This window comes from Staphylococcus equorum (genome assembly GCF_029024965.1).
Lineage (GTDB): Bacteria > Bacillota > Bacilli > Staphylococcales > Staphylococcaceae > Staphylococcus > Staphylococcus equorum.
This window is the reverse complement of record NZ_CP118982.1, coordinates 1,829,965-1,846,497: the sequence shown is the minus strand read 5'-3', so window position 1 is coordinate 1,846,497 and position 16,533 is coordinate 1,829,965. Positions and strand designations below refer to the sequence as shown.

Sequence of the window (16,533 nt, the reverse complement as noted above, 5' to 3'; positions counted from 1 at the left end):
GTCCTCCTAAGTCATTTTGTTATTGTATGGATCCATTTTACATTGTTTTCTTTTAAAAGTGTTGTATATAAATTAATGTATATTTAAGTTGAGCATAAAAGTAGGGAAAAAACATAAAATTTAACGGGAACTAACTTCTATAATTTAATTAATAATAAAAAAAGACTTCTCTTTTAGAGAAGTCTTTTCTTGGATTATAAGTGAGCCGAGTGTCCACCTTGCATTACCCAATAAGTACCAATAACAGTAATTAAAGTAATGATAATCGCAAATATAACTTTAAATGCTTGTAAGTTTCCGTCTCTACCTTCAGTTAAGTGCATGAACATTAATAATTGAACTGCAGCTTGTATAAAAGCAAAACCAAAAATGATGGTAATCTTAACGTTAAGTTCCATAGATGTGTATAAAGTTACAAACACTGCTAATATTGTCAGAACGATTGAGGCAATAAAACCTACTGTGTGTTTTACTATTGTATTCATCCGCTAAACACCATCCCTATCATATATACGGCAGTGAAGATGAAGATCCATACAACATCTAAAAAGTGCCAATATAAACTTACTATAAATAATTTAGGAGCATTGTCTTTATTTAATCCTCGCATAGCTACTTGAATTAATAAGCAGATAATCCAGACGATACCTAACGATACGTGGGCACCATGTGTTCCTAATAGTATAAAGAAACTAGACCAATAAGAACCAATAGAAAGGTTAACACCTTCATGTACATAGTGTATGAATTCATAGATTTCAAAGCCCACGAATACGACACCTAATAATACAGTGATAATCATCCAAATCATCATTAATTTTTCTTTTTCTTTTCTCATGTAGTAAATTGCAATACCACATGTATAAGAACTAATCAATAAAGCGAATGTCATTATCAAAACGAGGGGCAATTCAAATAACTCGGTAGTCATTTTACCACCATAATCGCCACCATGTTGCAGTGTTAGTAACGCTGCAAACAACGTACCAAATAATGAGAATTCAGCTGTAAGGAAAATCCAAAAGCCAAGCTTATTTAATTCACCTTCATGCGAACGTTGATCAATTGTGTTTGCATCATGACTCATGACTTACAGCCTCCTTTTCTTTTATTCGTGCTTCACGTAAACGTTTTTCAGTTTCAATTACTTCAGAAACTGGAATATGATAACCGTGATCTACTTGGAAACTACGGTAAATCATAGTTCCGAAAATACCAATTAAACAAAGAATAGCCGGTAGCATTGTTTCAAAGACTAGGAAGAAACCACCAATAGTGAAGAATATTCCCATCCAAAAACCAACTGGCGTATTATTCGGCATGTGGATATCTGTGTAATTATGGTTATCTAAATAATGACGACCATGTTCTTTCATATCAACAAATGTATCGTAGTCGTTCCAGTCTGGTGTGATAGCAAAGTTGTATTTAGGTGGCATTGCAGCTGCAGTTGACCATTCTAAAGTACGACCTAAGCCATCCCAATTATCACCAGTTGCTTCACGTGGTGCTTTGAAGAAGCTGTAAACAATACTTGCGACTAAGAACATAAAGCCTAATGCCATTAATAGGGCACCGAAAGTTGAAATTACGTTTAGTAACCACCAACCATCTTCAGGCATATAAGTGTATAAACGACGTGGCATACCATCAAGACCTAGTATGAATTGAGGTATGAAACAAATGTTGAAACCAATTACAAAGAACCAGAAACACCATTTATTTAATGTCTCGTTCAGCTTAAATCCAGTCATCTTAGGCCACCAGAATATTAAAGCTCCTAGACAGGCAAATACAACCCCCGCTACTAATGTGTAGTGGAAATGGGCTACTAAGAAGTACGTGTTGTGGTATTGGTAATCTGCTGCTGCCATAGAAAGCATAATACCAGTTACCCCACCAATTAAGAAGTTAGGTATGAATCCTAATGCGAATAGCATTGGTGATTCAAAGGTAATACGACCTTGGTAAAGCGTGAACAACCAGTTAAATATTTTGACACCGGTTGGTATACCAATAAGCATTGTTGAAATCGAGAAGAATGAGTTAATTAATGCACCATTACCCATTGTGAAGAAATGGTGAACCCAAACTAAGAAACTTAAGAATGCGATACCTGCAGTCGCCCAAACCATACTTTGGTGACCAAATAGGCGTTTACGCGCAAACGTTGGAATGATTTCAGAGTATATACCGAATGCTGGTAGGATAACGATGTATACTTCGGGGTGCCCCCATACCCAGAAGAAGTTAGCCCAAAGCATTGGCATACCACCATTAGCAACTGTAAAGAATGCTGTACCGAATATATTATCGGTTGTAAATAGTGCTAATGCTACTGTTAGTACTGGGAAAGCCAAGATAACGATTAAAGCTGTAATGAAAGTAGTAACCGTAAACATTGGCATTTCCATAAATTTCATTGTAGGTGTTTTCATTCTAAGTATAGTTACAAAGAAGTTAATACCTGTCATCAGTGTACCGATACCAGAAATCTGTATTGCAATTAAGTAATAATTGACACCTGGCCCGGGACTGAATTCGCCTGCGAGTGGTGCATAGTTAGTCCAACCAGCAGCAGGTGAGCCTCCGATTATAAATGACAGGTTGAATAAAATCATACCTGAGAAGAATAACCAGAAACTTACGCTATTTAATACAGGGAATGCAACGTCTCGAGCACCAATTTGTAAAGGTACAATGACATTCCATAAACCAAATATGAAAGGCATTGCCATAAAGATAATCATGATAACACCGTGTGTACTAAAAACTTCGTTATAGTGATTTGAGTCCAAGAACGTATTGTTAGGAATCGCTAATTGTGTACGCATCATTAATGCGTCAATACCACCACGAACGAACATTAATACGGCACAGATTAAGTACATTGCCCCGATTTTCTTATGGTCGACAGATGTGAACCATTCTCTGTATAAATATTTCCATAATTTAAAATAAGTAATTACTGCGATTAGTCCAATGATTCCAAATGGGGCACCGATTTGTGCCATTGTAATCATCCAAGAACCTTCAACAAGTAATTGATCCCATGGAAAATTCATTAATGTCCACCTCCAGATTCATGCTCTTTTTTCTCTATTTCAGATACTTTTTCGTCTTTAGCACCTTTAGAGATTTTGTCCATTTCCTCGACGTTATGTTTTTCTTCGCCTTTGAATTCACTGTTGTATGGTTCATCGTTGCCAAGAATCATGGCTTTCATACCATGTCTCTCATAGTTCGCATTTGTGATTTGCGGTTTACGTGCAGGTTGATCAGGTTCATCTAACACATCTTCAGTTAATTCTTCTTCAGTGTTAAAGTTCGGATCTTTCTGTACGTAATTGAAGCGATCATAAGCGTGGAAAATATACTCAGGATCTGCTGCAGGATCAACAAATGCTAGATGGGTACCACTGAAAGTTAACTCTTCATTTTCAGTAGTTGGTAAAAGTTGCTTATCAAATGTATCTTGATCTAACTCTTTTTTACTTTGAGCATCTTTGACCCAATCGTTAAATTCACTTTGACTTACTGAGTTAACATCGAAAGTTTGACGAGAAAAACCTTCACCATTGAAGTTTGAGTTACGTCCACGGAACGTACCTTCTTCACTGGATGTTAATGTCCAGTCCATCGTCATACCTGTCATCGCGTATTTCTGACCACCAAGTTGTGGTATCCAGAAACTTGTCATCATATCCATTGATTGGAGTTTGAAAACAACTGGACGATCTTTCGGTATTGTTAAGTGATTAACAGTTTCAATTTTTTCTTCAGGATAACTAAAGAACCACTTGTAACCAGCACTTGTAGCATAAACTACAATTGGATCATCCTCTTTGTCTGGTGTTTCCTCATACATGTAAAGTGATTTAACCGTTGGAATGGCTATAGCAATTACAATGAGAATTGGAATAATGAACCAGATCGATTCAAGTAAAAAACTATGATGCATCTTTCCTGTTTCCTCTGTTTTGCCCATTCTATATTTGAATAGAAAGACTGTGAACAAGAGAATTACAGCGACAACTATAGCAAGCATGAAGATGATTGAATAGATAATCAAGAACTTCGTATCACTTGCCATTGGCCCTTTTGGGTTTAAAACTTCTACATTCTCACAACCACTAAGTAAAATTAGCGAGCCAAAGAGTAGAAGCAAAGACTTAAATTTTGACACTTTTTTGACCTCCTAATACTACAATTGTAGGGCTTAACATCAATTTTAAGATATTACGCAATTATTACAAGTGTTTGTGCGAAAAAAATTATTGTAAAATTAAAAGAAACCCAACAGAACCAATGTCTGACGGGCTTTTAAAGATTTGTTAAAATTATGTGTACATTTTGTGAAAAGTGTCATAATTAAGTCGAAAGGGTAATTTTGTCTTAAAAATTGTGATAATCGTTATCATTTACGATTTTTGAGACTATGTATGAAACCTAGGTGTTACTTAACTTCAACATAACGTATAGATTTTTTTACAGCACCATTTGAATCTTCAACTTTGTATTCAACTTTATACTTTCCAGTTTTATTTGTATTTATATCTCCATCAACGGTAATTTTATGAGTTAAATCGCCATCTTCTTTATCAAAGGCACTTACACCATTAAGTAAATTGTAATCGTCACCTTTTTCGATGATTGTATCATTAGTACCTTTTAGTTCTGGTGTTGAATTATCAGTAGCTTCTGCACTTAAGTTAGGTGACACAAGTGTTGCAGATACGCCTAACGCTGATAATGACTGTATTAGTTTATTCATAACGTTAACCTCCGTATGACCGTCATTTGTTTTATTCAACTATACTATACTTTAAATGAGTTTAGAATACATCGTACTATAGTCTTAATATAACCTATGACTTTGAATCTAGCTGTAATTTTCAGTAAACATTTAGTAAATTGAACGTTCTGCGAGTTTTGACATAACAAACTTCAAATAATATTAAATTTAATTCGAAATTCTTGGGGGAGGGTTTTAACTGAAAATGAAAAATGTCATTGAAAGATCTCTGTCATTTTTATATTTGGTCAATATATTATTATAGATGTAGAAAGTGGAAAATTGGAATGTCATGTAAAAGACACTATTTATATAGTAGAAGGTGGTCTAAATTATTCACATTTACAGTAAAAAGAGATGTTGATAATGATTATGAAGGTGGAGTTTCTTCAATAATAGTTGATAAATTTAAAGTAGGTAAGTTTATTTCAAGAGATTCAGAAATATATGGAGGAAGTTTTTTCTTAAAATCTATTATCACAACTTTACGACAAAAAGGTATAAATGGATAGAAAATAAAGTTCGAATCATTTATACCCAAAATAAGTACTGGTGTGAAATTATTATTTAGATGAAGTATTTGAATTTTGAATATTTTATAAAAAGAGAGGTTAGATTTCACATTGTGACATCTAACCTCTCTTTATTTAAATATTAATTGTAACAATACGTAATAATTATTCTAGAATGATTATTCAATACCTCTACGCATTTTTTCCGCCATAAGCGTATTATTTAAAACCATAGTAATAGTCATTGGGCCAACGCCACCAGGAACTGGAGTAATTGCGCCTGCAACTTCTTTTACTTCATCATAAGCAATATCACCTTTTAATTTACCATTTTCGTCTGGTGTGTTACCAACATCAATTACAACTGCGCCTTCTTTGACATCTTCTTTTGTAACTAATCCCGGACGACCAACAGCACTAACGATGACATCAGCATTTTTTAAATAACTTTGCATATCCTTAGTTCTTGAATGAAGAATCGTAACAGATGCATTTTTTTGTAATAACAATTTAGATACTGGTTGTCCTACGATATGACTACGTCCGATAACAACTGCATCTTTACCTTCTAAATCAATATCAGCATGATTTAATAATTCCATAATGCCTAAAGGTGTACATGGAACGAAAGTTTGTTGGTCTATATAAAGTTTACCAATATTTTCAGGGTGGAAGCCATCCACATCTTTTGTTGGATCTATAGATTCTATAACTTTTTGTTCACTTACTTGTTTTGGTAAAGGTACTTGTACTAATATACCGCTCACAGTATCATCTTCATTTAAACGTTTAAGTTCGTTTAGAACGTCTGCTTCAGATGTTGATTCATCTAAATGTACGATTTCAGAAATCATACCAATTTTTTCTGCTGCTTTCTTTTTAGAATTTACATAACTTTGACTTGCACCATCGTTACCTACAAGTATTACAGATAGTTTAGGTGTGTAACCCTTAGATTGCAAAGCTTCAACTTGATCTTTAAGACCTTGTCTGTAATCTTTTGCAATTTGTTTCCCGTCTAAAATTTTAGCGACCATGAAAAATCCTCCTCCAATGTGTGTACTTTACTTAACTTTAACATAAAAAACTCGATGAATAACAACCAAAAGACGTAGATTGAATCATTTTTTTGATTTAAAGTTCGATTTTTGATTGAAAAACCATCGTTTAGTTGTTATGCTATATCTGTAATATACATCTAATAGTAGTATCATTTCAAATTTCTGAAAGGGTGTTCATTGTGAAAGTGGTAGTTATAATGGGGAGTTCTTCTGATTGGGAGACAATGAAAGAAAGTTGTCTTATGCTAGACCAATTAGAAATTCCTTATGATAAAAAAGTAGTCTCAGCGCATCGTACGCCACAATTAATGTTTGAATTTTCTAAAGAAGCAAGAGAAAAAGGATATGATGTCATTATTGCTGGAGCAGGTGGTGCGGCACATTTACCAGGTATGGTAGCATCAATGACAACATTACCCGTGATTGGGGTACCAATCGAGTCAAAAAGTTTAAAAGGATTAGATTCGCTATTATCTATCGTTCAAATGCCAGGAGGTATACCAGTAGCAACAACTGCGATAGGCAAAGCTGGTGCCAAAAATGCAGGCGTGTTAGCGGCTAGGATTTTAAGTATTGGCAATAAAACAGTCCAAAAGAATTTGGAAAATTTCGAAAAAACATTAGTTGAGAAAGTGAGTGAAATGCAACATGAGCTTCAGTAAATTAAAATTCGGTTCGACTATTGGAATTATTGGCGGAGGTCAGCTAGGTAAAATGATGGCACAATCTGCCCAAAAAATGGGATTTAAAGTCATTGTACTTGATCCTGATCAAGAATGCCCATGTCAATATGTTGCACATGAATTTATTAATGCCGCTTACGATAATCAAGAAGCTTTAAATCAACTTGGTGAATCATCGGACGTCATTACTTACGAATTTGAAAACATTTCAGCAAGTCAATTACAAACATTAGTTTCAAAATATAATGTTCCTCAAGGTTATCAAGCAATTCAGTTACTACAAGACCGATTGACTGAAAAACAAACGTTGCAAGCAGCACAAACTCAAATTGCACCATTTGTTCAATTATCTGAACCGAGTGATTTGAATCAAGCAATTGAAAATATTGGTTATCCATTTATCGTAAAAACACGTTTCGGTGGTTATGATGGTAAAGGTCAAGTTTTGGTTAAAGACGCAACTTATATTGATGAAGCAAAGTCGCTTGTTGATAAACAAGAATGTGTAGCCGAACAATTTCTAGACTTACAAAAAGAAGTTTCACTTACAGTGACGATTGGCAATGATAACCAAATCACGTACTTTCCACTCCAAGAAAATGAACATCAACATCAAATACTTTTTAAAACAATTGTACCAGCCCGTACAGATATAGAAAAAGAACAAGAAGCACAAAATGAAGTTAAAAAAATTATTGATCACATCCATTTTGTAGGTACATTTACCGTTGAATTCTTCATCGATACACATAATCATTTATATGTTAATGAAATTGCACCGAGACCACATAATTCAGGACACTATTCAATAGAAGCATGTGATTACTCTCAATTTGATACACATATATTAGCAATTACAGGACAAAAGTTACCACAATCTATTGAATTGCTAAAACCTGCAGTAATGATGAATTTATTAGGTAGAGATTTAGATCTTTTAGAAGATCAATTTGCTGACCATCCAGATTGGCATGTGCATATATATGGTAAAAACACACGTAAATCAGATAGAAAAATGGGTCATTTAACTGTTTTAACTGATGATGTGACTCGTTCTGAAGAAATATTGTTAAACAGATTTGAAGGGAGATACAACTAATGTCTTTGTTATATGAAGGGAAAGCGAAAAGAATTTTCTCAACTGGAGAACCTGAAATACTACGCGTTGAATATAAAGATGAAGTGACAGCTGGAAATGGGGCGAAAAAAGATTTCATAGAAGGTAAAGGACGATTAAACAATCAAATTACTACTAGAATTTTTAATTTTATAAAAGCTCAAGGCGTGAATAGTCACTTTATTGAACAGACTTCTGAAACTGAACAACTTGTGAAATCGGTAGATATTATTCCTTTGGAAGTAGTAGTAAGAAATATTGCAGCTGGTTCTATAACAAAGAGATTAGGTTTTGAAAAAGGTCATGAATTTGATGCTCCACTCGTAGAGTTTTTCTATAAAAATGATGATTTAAATGATCCATTGATTACAGAAGATCATATTAAGTTATTACACATAGCAACAGATGATGAAATTGCAATTTTAAAAGAAGCAGCTAAAGAAATAAACGCGATACTTGTTCAATTAATGGATAAAATGGATTTAAGGTTAGTTGACTTTAAAATTGAATTTGGGCGTACGACAGATGGTCAAATTATATTAGCTGACGAAATTTCACCAGACACTTGTCGCATATGGGATAAACATAGCGATACAAATTTTGATAAAGATGTATATCGTGAAGACACGGGATCAATTATTGAAACATATCAAACTTTCTTAAATAAATTGGAGGCACTATAAAAATGAAAACAATCGAATTACACATCACTTTACAACCGCAAGTACTTGATACACAAGGACAAGCATTAAACCGCGCAGTACATGATTTAGGATATAAACAAGTGAACGATATTCGCGTAGGTAAAGTTTTATATATGACAATTGATGAAGCAACTGACGAAGCTGTACACAATGTGGTTACAACACTAAGTGAAAAATTATTTGCTAATACTGTAATTGAAGAATATAGTTACAAAGTTTTGGATGAAGGAGAGAAAGCTTAATGAAATTTGCAGTGTTGAAATTTCCAGGATCAAACTGTGACCGAGATATGTATAACGCGGCAGTGAAATCTGGTGTCCAAGCAGAATTTGTAGATTATAGAAATACTTCTTTAGAAGGGTTTGATGGTGTACTTATACCTGGCGGTTTCTCATTTGGAGATTATTTACGCTCAGGTGCGATGGCGAGTGTTGCACCGATTACTGAAGAAGTTAAACGTTTTGCAGATGAAGGGAAACCGGTTTTAGGTGTATGTAATGGTTTTCAAATTTTGACTGAAATTGGACTGTTACCAGGTGCATTATTGCATAACGACTCGCATTTATTTGTGAGCCGTAATGAAACTTTAAAAGTTGTAAATAATAAAACGATGTATACCAATTTATATGAAGCAAATGAAGAAGTAATTTATCCAGTTGCACATGGTGAAGGGCACTATTATTGTACGCCAGAAATGTATGAAGCATTAGAAGCCAACAATCAAATTGTTTTAAAATATCTGGACAATCCGAATGGTTCGTATAATGACATAGCCGGAATTATTAACAAAAAAGGAAATGTATGCGGTATGATGCCACATCCAGAACGCGCAATTGAGTCAATTCTAGGCACTGATAGTGGAGTGAAATTATTTGAAGCAATGGTAAATAGTTGGAGGGAACAAAATGTCTAAATTTTTAGAACCAAGCTCAGAGGAAATTAAATTAGAACGCTTATATAAAGATATGGGTTTAACTGATAAAGAATACGACAAAGTTTGTGAAATCTTAGGACGTGCACCTAATTTTACTGAAATAGGTATTTTTTCTGTAATGTGGAGTGAACATTGTTCATACAAACATTCAAAGCCATTTTTAACACAATTCCCAACTACTGGTAATCATGTATTAATGGGACCAGGTGAAGGCGCTGGTGTCGTGGATATTGGCGATGATCAAGCAGTAGTATTCAAAGTTGAATCACATAACCATCCTTCAGCAGTAGAACCTTATCAAGGCGCAGCTACAGGAGTGGGCGGCATCATTAGAGATATCGTTTCTATGGGTGCAAGACCTATCAATTTACTAAATAGTTTACGCTTTGGTGAATTAACAGAGAAACAAAATCGTCGTTTATTGCGTGGTGTTGTCGCTGGTATCGGTGGTTATGGTAACTGTATTGGTATTCCAACTACTGCAGGTGAAATTGAGTTCGATAGTAGATATGATGGCAACCCTTTAGTTAATGCTATGTGTGTAGGTGTAATCGACCACGACATGATTCAAAAAGGGACTGCAAAAGGTGAAGGCAACCCAGTGATTTATGTTGGATTAAAAACTGGCCGCGATGGTATTCATGGTGCTACATTTGCTTCTGAAGAACTAAGTGAAGATAGCGAAAGCAAACGACCATCTGTTCAAATTGGTGATCCATTTGTGGGTAAAAAACTAATGGAAGCAACACTTGAAGCAATTACATTTGACGAACTTGTGGGGATACAAGATATGGGTGCAGCCGGACTTACTTCTTCATCTTCAGAGATGGCAGCAAAAGGTGGCAGTGGTTTACACCTTAAACTTGAAAATGTACCAACTAGAGAAGAAGGCATTTCACCATATGAAATGATGCTCTCTGAAACGCAAGAACGTATGCTACTTGTTGTTGAAAAAGGTACAGAGGATAAATTTTTGGAATTATTCGACAAGCATGAATTAGATAGTGCAGTAATTGGTGAAGTGACAAATACAGACCGTTTTGTTCTTACTTATGAAGACGAAGTATATGCTGACATACCAGTACAACCGTTATCAGACGAAGCACCTGTATACACTCTAGAAGGTGAAGCACCAGAATATAGTACAGCAAAAAATGATTATAGCAATATTGATGTGGAAAATGTGTTTGACCAATTACTACAACATCCTACAATTGCATCAAAGCGTTATTTATATGAACAATATGACCAACAAGTCGGTGCAAATACCATTGTAAAACCGGGTTTGCAATCATCTGTAGTACGTGTTGAAGGTACAAATAAAGCTATTGCATCCACAATTGATGGTGAAGCACGTTACGTATTTAATAATCCGTATGAAGGCGGAAAAATGGTCGTCGCTGAAGCATATCGCAATTTAATATCTGTAGGGGCTACACCATTAGCTATGACTGATTGTTTGAATTATGGTTCTCCAGAAAATAAAGAAATCTATCAACAACTTGCAGACTCAACAAAAGGTATGGCAGAAGCTTGTGAAGTCTTAAGTACCCCTGTCGTGTCTGGTAACGTGTCGTTATATAACGAAAATAGAGAAGCATCTATTTTCCCAACACCGGTTGTAGGTATGGTTGGATTAATTGAAGATATTCAATATCTAAATGAATTTACTCCGCATGCAGGAGATACTTTATACATTGTTGGTGAAACAAAAGACGATTTTGGCGGAAGTCAAATTGAGAAACTACTTTACAAAGAGGTCAATCATGAGTTTGAAGCGATTGATTTATCGGACGAAGTACGTAAAGGCGAATCTATTAAACAAGTAATTCGTAATGGTATTGCATCACATGTACAAACAGTTGGTAAGGGTGGATTACTAGTGACATTGGCTCGTATAAGTGCACATTACCAATTAGGTATGAACGTTAATTTAGATGTTACAAATGAACAACTTTTCAGTGAAACACAAGGTCGTTATGTTGTTGCAGTTAAAGAAGGTCAATCGTTCGATGTAGAAAACGCAGTAGAAATTGGTAAGTTAACTCAAGACAACCATTTCCTCGTATCAAACAAGGAAGTTCAAGTAACACGAGAAGTTAAAAATCTGAATGAATTGTGGGAAGGGGCTATTCCTAAATGTATGACTACAGTGGATTAAATGAAGAGTGTGGTGTATTTGGAATTTGGGATCATCCGGAAGCTGCACAGTTAACATATATGGGGTTACACAGTTTACAACACCGTGGCCAAGAAGGCGCTGGTATCGTGTGTTCGGATGGCGAATCACTTGTTGGACAACGCGGTATGGGTTTACTTACTGAAGCAATTTCAGATACCCAACTTGAATCTTTTAAATCCTATAAACATGCAATTGGTCATGTACGTTATGCCACTTCTGGTAATAAAGGAATAGAAAATATCCAACCGTTTTTATATCATTTTTATGATATGAGTGCCGCAGTTTGTCATAACGGTAATCTAATTAATGCACAAAGTTTAAAAAGATCGTTAGAACATCAAGGTTCTATTTTTCATTCTTCATCAGATACAGAAGTAATTATGCATTTAATACGTCGAAGCAAGGCACCAACCTTTGAAGATGCGCTTCAAGAAAGTTTGAGAAAAATCAAAGGTGGCTTTACTTTCGCATTATTAACGAAAGATGCGTTATATGGTGCAGTTGATCCTAATGCAATTCGCCCGTTAGTTGTAGGCAAAATGAAGACTGGTGCATATATCATTGCTAGTGAAACATGTGCGATTGATGTATTAGGCGCAGAATTTGTGCAAGATATTCATGCAGGTGAATATGTTGTGATTAATGACGAGGGTATTAGAGTAGAGTCTTATACAAGACATACGACAACTGCAATTTCAGCAATGGAATACATTTATTTCGCAAGACCTGATTCTACGATTGCTGGTAAAAATGTTCATGCGATTAGAAAACAATCAGGTAAACAGCTTGCCCAAGAAAGCCCAGCTGACAATGCTGACATGGTCATTGGTGTGCCAAACTCTTCTCTATCTGCGGCTTCAGGTTATGCAGAGGAAAGCGGATTACCTTATGAGATGGGACTTGTTAAAAATCAATACGTAGCACGTACATTTATTCAACCTACGCAAGAACTACGAGAGCAAGGCGTACGAGTTAAGCTGTCTGCAGTTAAAGATATCGTTCATAATAAAAATATTGTACTTGTTGATGATTCCATTGTAAGGGGTACGACAAGTAAACGCATTGTACAAATGTTAAAAGACGCTGGTGCAAATGAAGTGCACGTTCGTATTGCATCACCAGAGTTCATGTTCCCAAGTTTTTATGGTATAGATGTCTCGACTACAGCTGAATTGATTTCTGCGAATAAATCGCCTCAAGAAATTAGCGAGCATATTGGATCAGATTCCTTAGCATACTTAACTGTCGATGGACTTATTCAATCTATTGGACTGAATGAAGATGCACCATACAGTGGTTTATGTGTAGAAAGTTTTACTGGAGATTATCCAGCTGGACTTTATGACTATGAGTCTGACTATCTAGAGCATTTAAGTGAGCGTCAAAAGGAATATTTAGCAAATCATACACAATACTTTGATAAAGAGGGGAATTTAAATGTCTAAAGCATACCAACAAGCAGGTGTCGACATTAACGCAGGTTATGAAGCGGTAGATCGTATGTCGAGTCATGTCAAAAGAACGATGCGTAAGGAAGTACTTGGTGGACTTGGCGGTTTCGGCGCAACATTTGATTTGTCACAATTGAATATGAAAGCACCATTACTTGTTTCAGGAACTGATGGTGTTGGAACAAAGTTGAAATTAGCTATAGATAACAATAAGCACGATACAATAGGTGTCGATGCCGTTGCAATGTGTGTGAATGATATTTTAACAACCGGTGCAGAGCCACTTTATTTCTTAGATTATATCGCAACACATAAAGTTATTCCAGAAGTCGTTGAACAGATTGTCAAAGGGGTAAGCGATGGCTGTGAAGAAACAAACACTGCACTTATTGGTGGAGAAACAGCTGAAATGGGAGAAATGTATCACGAAGGAGAATATGATTTAGCAGGTTTTGCTGTAGGCGCTGTAGAAAAAGATGAATATATCGATGGTACTTCAGTAGCACCAGGACAAGTCATTATAGGTCTCGAATCTAGTGGTATTCATTCAAATGGTTATAGTTTAGTTAGAAATTTAATTAAAAAATCTGGCATTAACTTAAATGATAAGTTTGATGAACAACGCACATATCTAAATGTCTTTTTAGAACCTACACGCTTATATGTTAAACCAGTGCTTGCTGTCAAAGATGCAGTGAAAATCCATGCAATGACGCACATTACTGGCGGTGGTTTCTATGAAAATATTCCTAGAGCTTTGCCTGAAGGAGTTATGGCAAAAATTAATACGTCACAATTCCCAACGCCACCAATATTTGACTGGTTACAAGCACAAGGAGAAATCTCAACTGAAGAAATGTATAACGTTTTTAACATGGGTGTTGGCTTTACATTAATTGTAGACAAAGAAAATGAAGCAGCAGTGTTAAATATATTGAAACAACAACAACAAGTTAAGGCATACCAAATTGGTGAAATTGTTAAAGGTGATCAGCCAATTCAATTATTGGGGGTATAACTGTGACTAAAATAGCTATTTTTGCGTCAGGATCAGGCAGTAACTTTGAAAGCATCATGACTCAAATCGAAGAAGGTAATTTACCGAATATAGAAGTCACTGCCTTATATACAGACCAAGTAAATGCGTATTGCATTGAGCGTGCTAGAAAATATAATTTAGATGTTCATATCAATGAACTTAAAAATTTTCCTTCTAAAGCAGATTATGAGCGCAAAATTATCGAATGGCTTACTTCAGAACAAGTAGAATGGATTGTCCTAGCTGGTTATATGAAGCTGATTGGTGAAAATATATTAAAAGCATACAATAGACGTATTATTAATATACACCCTTCACTGTTACCTAAATATAAAGGTAAAGACGCAGTAGGCCAAGCTCTGGAGAGTGGCGACACGATTACAGGTACAACAGTGCATTATGTGGACAGTGGGATGGACACAGGAGAAATTATCGAACAATGGACATGTGATATATATACGGACGATACTAAAGAACAACTAGAAGAAAGAATTAAAGTGATGGAACATAAGTTATATCCGAAAGTGATATCCAAAATCATTCAATAAGAGGTGCCAATACAAAATGAAAAAAGCAATTTTAAGTGTGTCTAATAAAAGTGGTGTTGTGGCATTTGCCCAATCCTTAAACCAATTAGGGTATGAGTTATATTCTACAGGTGGCACGATGCAAGCTTTAGTAGAAGCAAATGTTCCAGTAAAATCAATTTCAGAATTAACACAATTTGAAGAAATTATGGATGGAAGAGTTAAAACATTACATCCATCTGTTCATGGTGGTATACTAGCTGATCGTGATAAGCCAGAGCATTTGCAACAATTAAAAGAGCAACATATTGATCTTATAGATATGGTTGTAGTTAATCTATATCCATTTAAAGAAACTGTAGCGAATCCTGACGTTACAGAAGGCGATGCAATTGAAAACATCGATATCGGTGGACCAACTATGTTACGTGCTGCAGCTAAAAACTTTAAGCACGTGACGACAGTCGTACATCCAGCAGATTATAATGAAGTTATCGAAAAATTGAAAAATGACGATTTGGATGAAGCGTACCGTAAGTCACTTATGATTAAAGTGTTTGATCACTCAAATCAATATGATGCAGCAATTGTTGAATTCTTTAAAAATAATAAAGAAAGTTTACGTTATGGCGAAAATCCACAACAATCAGCACAGTTTGTTCGTACATCTACTGCAGCGCACACACTTGGAGGCGCTAAACAGTTACATGGTAAACAATTAAGCTATAACAATATTAAAGATGCAGATGCAGCTTTATCACTTGTTAAGCAATTTGAACAACCAGCGGCAGTAGCGGTAAAACATATGAATCCTTGTGGTGTAGGTGTTGGCGAAACAATTAATGATGCTTATCAACATGCCTTTGAAGCGGATAGTCAATCTATTTTCGGTGGAATCGTTGCTTTAAATAGATCTGTAGATAGTACGTTGGCAGAAACTTTACATGAAATATTCTTAGAAGTTATCATTGCTCCAAAATTCACACAAGAAGCATTAGACATTTTAAGTAAAAAGAAAAATATAAGACTTTTAGAAATTGATATGACGATTGATAATAGTGAACAAGAAGTCGTGTCTGTTTCAGGTGGTTATTTAGTACAAGATAAAGATAATGTGAAATTAACACGTGACGATATGAAAGTGGTTACGGAAGTTGAGCCTACTGAAGCACAATGGGATGCAATGTTATTAGGATGGAAAGTGGTTGCATCTGTGAAAAGTAACGCTGTCATTCTAAGTAATGCAAAACAAACAGTCGGTATTGGCGCAGGGCAAATGAACCGTGTTGGGTCAGCAGAAATCGCCATAGATCGTGCGATAGAAATGAATGATCAAGTTGCAATGGTATCAGATGGTTTCTTCCCAATGGATGATACAGTTGAATTAGCAGCTAAGTCAGGTATCAAAGCTATTATTCAACCAGGTGGATCAATTAAAGATCAAGCATCTATTGATATGGCGAACAAATATGGTATTGCAATGGTAACTACAGGCGTTCGACACTTTAAACATTAAGGGAATTGGAGG

At 35.4% G+C, this 16,533-nt stretch carries 17 protein-coding genes; 11 read left to right on the top strand and 6 right to left on the bottom strand.

Features of this window, described 5'->3' with window-relative positions:
- Positions 1-194: 194 nt before the first annotated feature.
- From qoxD to PYW44_RS08880, 5 genes are all read right to left on the bottom strand, one after another.
- Positions 195-485 carry a cytochrome aa3 quinol oxidase subunit IV gene (qoxD, locus tag PYW44_RS08900; RefSeq protein WP_002508041.1) on the bottom strand — a complete coding sequence of 97 codons (291 nt, stop codon included), beginning with the start codon at positions 483-485 and terminating at the stop codon, positions 195-197.
- The gene (qoxC, locus tag PYW44_RS08895) at positions 482-1,087 is read right to left on the bottom strand and encodes a cytochrome aa3 quinol oxidase subunit III (protein WP_002508040.1); all 606 of its coding nucleotides are present in this window, start codon (positions 1,085-1,087) and stop codon (positions 482-484) included. Before qoxC ends, qoxD begins: the two co-directional genes overlap by 4 nt.
- Complete coding sequence (gene qoxB, locus PYW44_RS08890; protein ID WP_021338631.1) at positions 1,077-3,065, bottom strand: cytochrome aa3 quinol oxidase subunit I; 1,989 nt, start codon at positions 3,063-3,065, stop codon at positions 1,077-1,079. The genes qoxC and qoxB overlap by 11 nt, the downstream gene beginning before the upstream one ends.
- On the bottom strand, positions 3,065-4,186 hold the full coding sequence (gene qoxA, locus PYW44_RS08885) for a cytochrome aa3 quinol oxidase subunit II (RefSeq protein WP_021338632.1): 1,122 nt from the start codon (positions 4,184-4,186) through the stop codon (positions 3,065-3,067). Before qoxA ends, qoxB begins: the two co-directional genes overlap by 1 nt.
- A gap of 270 nt (positions 4,187-4,456) precedes the next feature.
- Entirely contained in the window at positions 4,457-4,774 is a 318-nt protein-coding gene (locus PYW44_RS08880; protein WP_002508037.1) for a DUF5011 domain-containing protein, read from the bottom strand.
- A 308-nt stretch (positions 4,775-5,082) separates the two neighbouring features.
- Between PYW44_RS08880 and PYW44_RS08875 the strand changes: the two genes are divergently transcribed.
- Positions 5,083-5,307: a hypothetical protein gene (locus PYW44_RS08875; protein ID WP_021338633.1), complete on the top strand. Its 225-nt coding sequence runs from the start codon at positions 5,083-5,085 to the stop codon at positions 5,305-5,307.
- A 179-nt stretch (positions 5,308-5,486) separates the two neighbouring features.
- Here PYW44_RS08875 and folD read toward each other — a convergent pair whose 3' ends face one another.
- Positions 5,487-6,344, bottom strand: a complete 858-nt coding sequence (gene folD / locus PYW44_RS08870) for a bifunctional methylenetetrahydrofolate dehydrogenase/methenyltetrahydrofolate cyclohydrolase FolD (protein ID WP_021338634.1) — start codon at positions 6,342-6,344, stop codon at positions 5,487-5,489.
- 203 nt (positions 6,345-6,547) lie between these two features.
- Between folD and purE the strand changes: the two genes are divergently transcribed.
- Genes purE through purH form a run of 10 tightly spaced genes read left to right on the top strand, consistent with a single transcriptional unit; the run spans position 6,548 to position 16,521 of the window.
- Entirely contained in the window at positions 6,548-7,030 is a 483-nt protein-coding gene (gene purE, locus PYW44_RS08865) for a 5-(carboxyamino)imidazole ribonucleotide mutase (RefSeq protein WP_031265876.1), read from the top strand.
- Entirely contained in the window at positions 7,017-8,150 is a 1,134-nt protein-coding gene (purK, locus tag PYW44_RS08860) for a 5-(carboxyamino)imidazole ribonucleotide synthase (RefSeq protein ID WP_021338636.1), read from the top strand. Before purE ends, purK begins: the two co-directional genes overlap by 14 nt.
- A complete protein-coding gene (purC, locus tag PYW44_RS08855; RefSeq protein ID WP_021338637.1) occupies positions 8,150-8,851 on the top strand; it encodes a phosphoribosylaminoimidazolesuccinocarboxamide synthase in 702 nt (233 codons plus the stop codon). The genes purK and purC overlap by 1 nt, the downstream gene beginning before the upstream one ends.
- Before the next feature lie 2 nt (positions 8,852-8,853).
- Positions 8,854-9,114 (top strand): phosphoribosylformylglycinamidine synthase subunit PurS, encoded by a 261-nt coding sequence (gene purS / locus PYW44_RS08850; protein ID WP_002508031.1) that lies wholly within the window; start codon positions 8,854-8,856, stop codon positions 9,112-9,114.
- The gene (gene purQ / locus PYW44_RS08845) at positions 9,114-9,785 is read left to right on the top strand and encodes a phosphoribosylformylglycinamidine synthase I (RefSeq protein WP_021338638.1); all 672 of its coding nucleotides are present in this window, start codon (positions 9,114-9,116) and stop codon (positions 9,783-9,785) included. The genes purS and purQ overlap by 1 nt, the downstream gene beginning before the upstream one ends.
- Entirely contained in the window at positions 9,778-11,967 is a 2,190-nt protein-coding gene (gene purL / locus PYW44_RS08840; RefSeq protein ID WP_021338639.1) for a phosphoribosylformylglycinamidine synthase subunit PurL, read from the top strand. The genes purQ and purL overlap by 8 nt, the downstream gene beginning before the upstream one ends.
- Entirely contained in the window at positions 11,946-13,433 is a 1,488-nt protein-coding gene (gene purF, locus PYW44_RS08835; protein WP_021338640.1) for an amidophosphoribosyltransferase, read from the top strand. The genes purL and purF overlap by 22 nt, the downstream gene beginning before the upstream one ends.
- Positions 13,426-14,457 (top strand): phosphoribosylformylglycinamidine cyclo-ligase, encoded by a 1,032-nt coding sequence (gene purM, locus PYW44_RS08830; protein WP_021338641.1) that lies wholly within the window; start codon positions 13,426-13,428, stop codon positions 14,455-14,457. The genes purF and purM overlap by 8 nt, the downstream gene beginning before the upstream one ends.
- Before the next feature lie 2 nt (positions 14,458-14,459).
- Positions 14,460-15,026 carry a phosphoribosylglycinamide formyltransferase gene (purN, locus tag PYW44_RS08825; protein ID WP_002508026.1) on the top strand — a complete coding sequence of 189 codons (567 nt, stop codon included), beginning with the start codon at positions 14,460-14,462 and terminating at the stop codon, positions 15,024-15,026.
- 16 nt (positions 15,027-15,042) lie between these two features.
- On the top strand, positions 15,043-16,521 hold the full coding sequence (gene purH / locus PYW44_RS08820; RefSeq protein ID WP_021338642.1) for a bifunctional phosphoribosylaminoimidazolecarboxamide formyltransferase/IMP cyclohydrolase: 1,479 nt from the start codon (positions 15,043-15,045) through the stop codon (positions 16,519-16,521).
- Positions 16,522-16,533: the final 12 nt, after the last annotated feature.

Coding starts and splice junctions, on each gene's coding strand:
- qoxD (WP_002508041.1), bottom strand. CDS start 485: ATGAATACAATAGTAAAACACACAGTAGGTTTTATTGCCTCAATCGTT.
- qoxC (WP_002508040.1), bottom strand. CDS start 1,087: ATGAGTCATGATGCAAACACAATTGATCAACGTTCGCATGAAGGTGAA.
- qoxB (WP_021338631.1), bottom strand. CDS start 3,065: ATGAATTTTCCATGGGATCAATTACTTGTTGAAGGTTCTTGGATGATT.
- PYW44_RS08880 (WP_002508037.1), bottom strand. CDS start 4,774: ATGAATAAACTAATACAGTCATTATCAGCGTTAGGCGTATCTGCAACA.
- PYW44_RS08875 (WP_021338633.1), top strand. CDS start 5,083: ATGTCATGTAAAAGACACTATTTATATAGTAGAAGGTGGTCTAAATTA.
- folD (WP_021338634.1), bottom strand. CDS start 6,344: ATGGTCGCTAAAATTTTAGACGGGAAACAAATTGCAAAAGATTACAGA.
- purK (WP_021338636.1), top strand. CDS start 7,017: ATGAGCTTCAGTAAATTAAAATTCGGTTCGACTATTGGAATTATTGGC.
- purC (WP_021338637.1), top strand. CDS start 8,150: ATGTCTTTGTTATATGAAGGGAAAGCGAAAAGAATTTTCTCAACTGGA.
- purS (WP_002508031.1), top strand. CDS start 8,854: ATGAAAACAATCGAATTACACATCACTTTACAACCGCAAGTACTTGAT.
- purQ (WP_021338638.1), top strand. CDS start 9,114: ATGAAATTTGCAGTGTTGAAATTTCCAGGATCAAACTGTGACCGAGAT.
- purL (WP_021338639.1), top strand. CDS start 9,778: ATGTCTAAATTTTTAGAACCAAGCTCAGAGGAAATTAAATTAGAACGC.
- purF (WP_021338640.1), top strand. CDS start 11,946: ATGTATGACTACAGTGGATTAAATGAAGAGTGTGGTGTATTTGGAATT.
- purM (WP_021338641.1), top strand. CDS start 13,426: ATGTCTAAAGCATACCAACAAGCAGGTGTCGACATTAACGCAGGTTAT.
- purH (WP_021338642.1), top strand. CDS start 15,043: ATGAAAAAAGCAATTTTAAGTGTGTCTAATAAAAGTGGTGTTGTGGCA.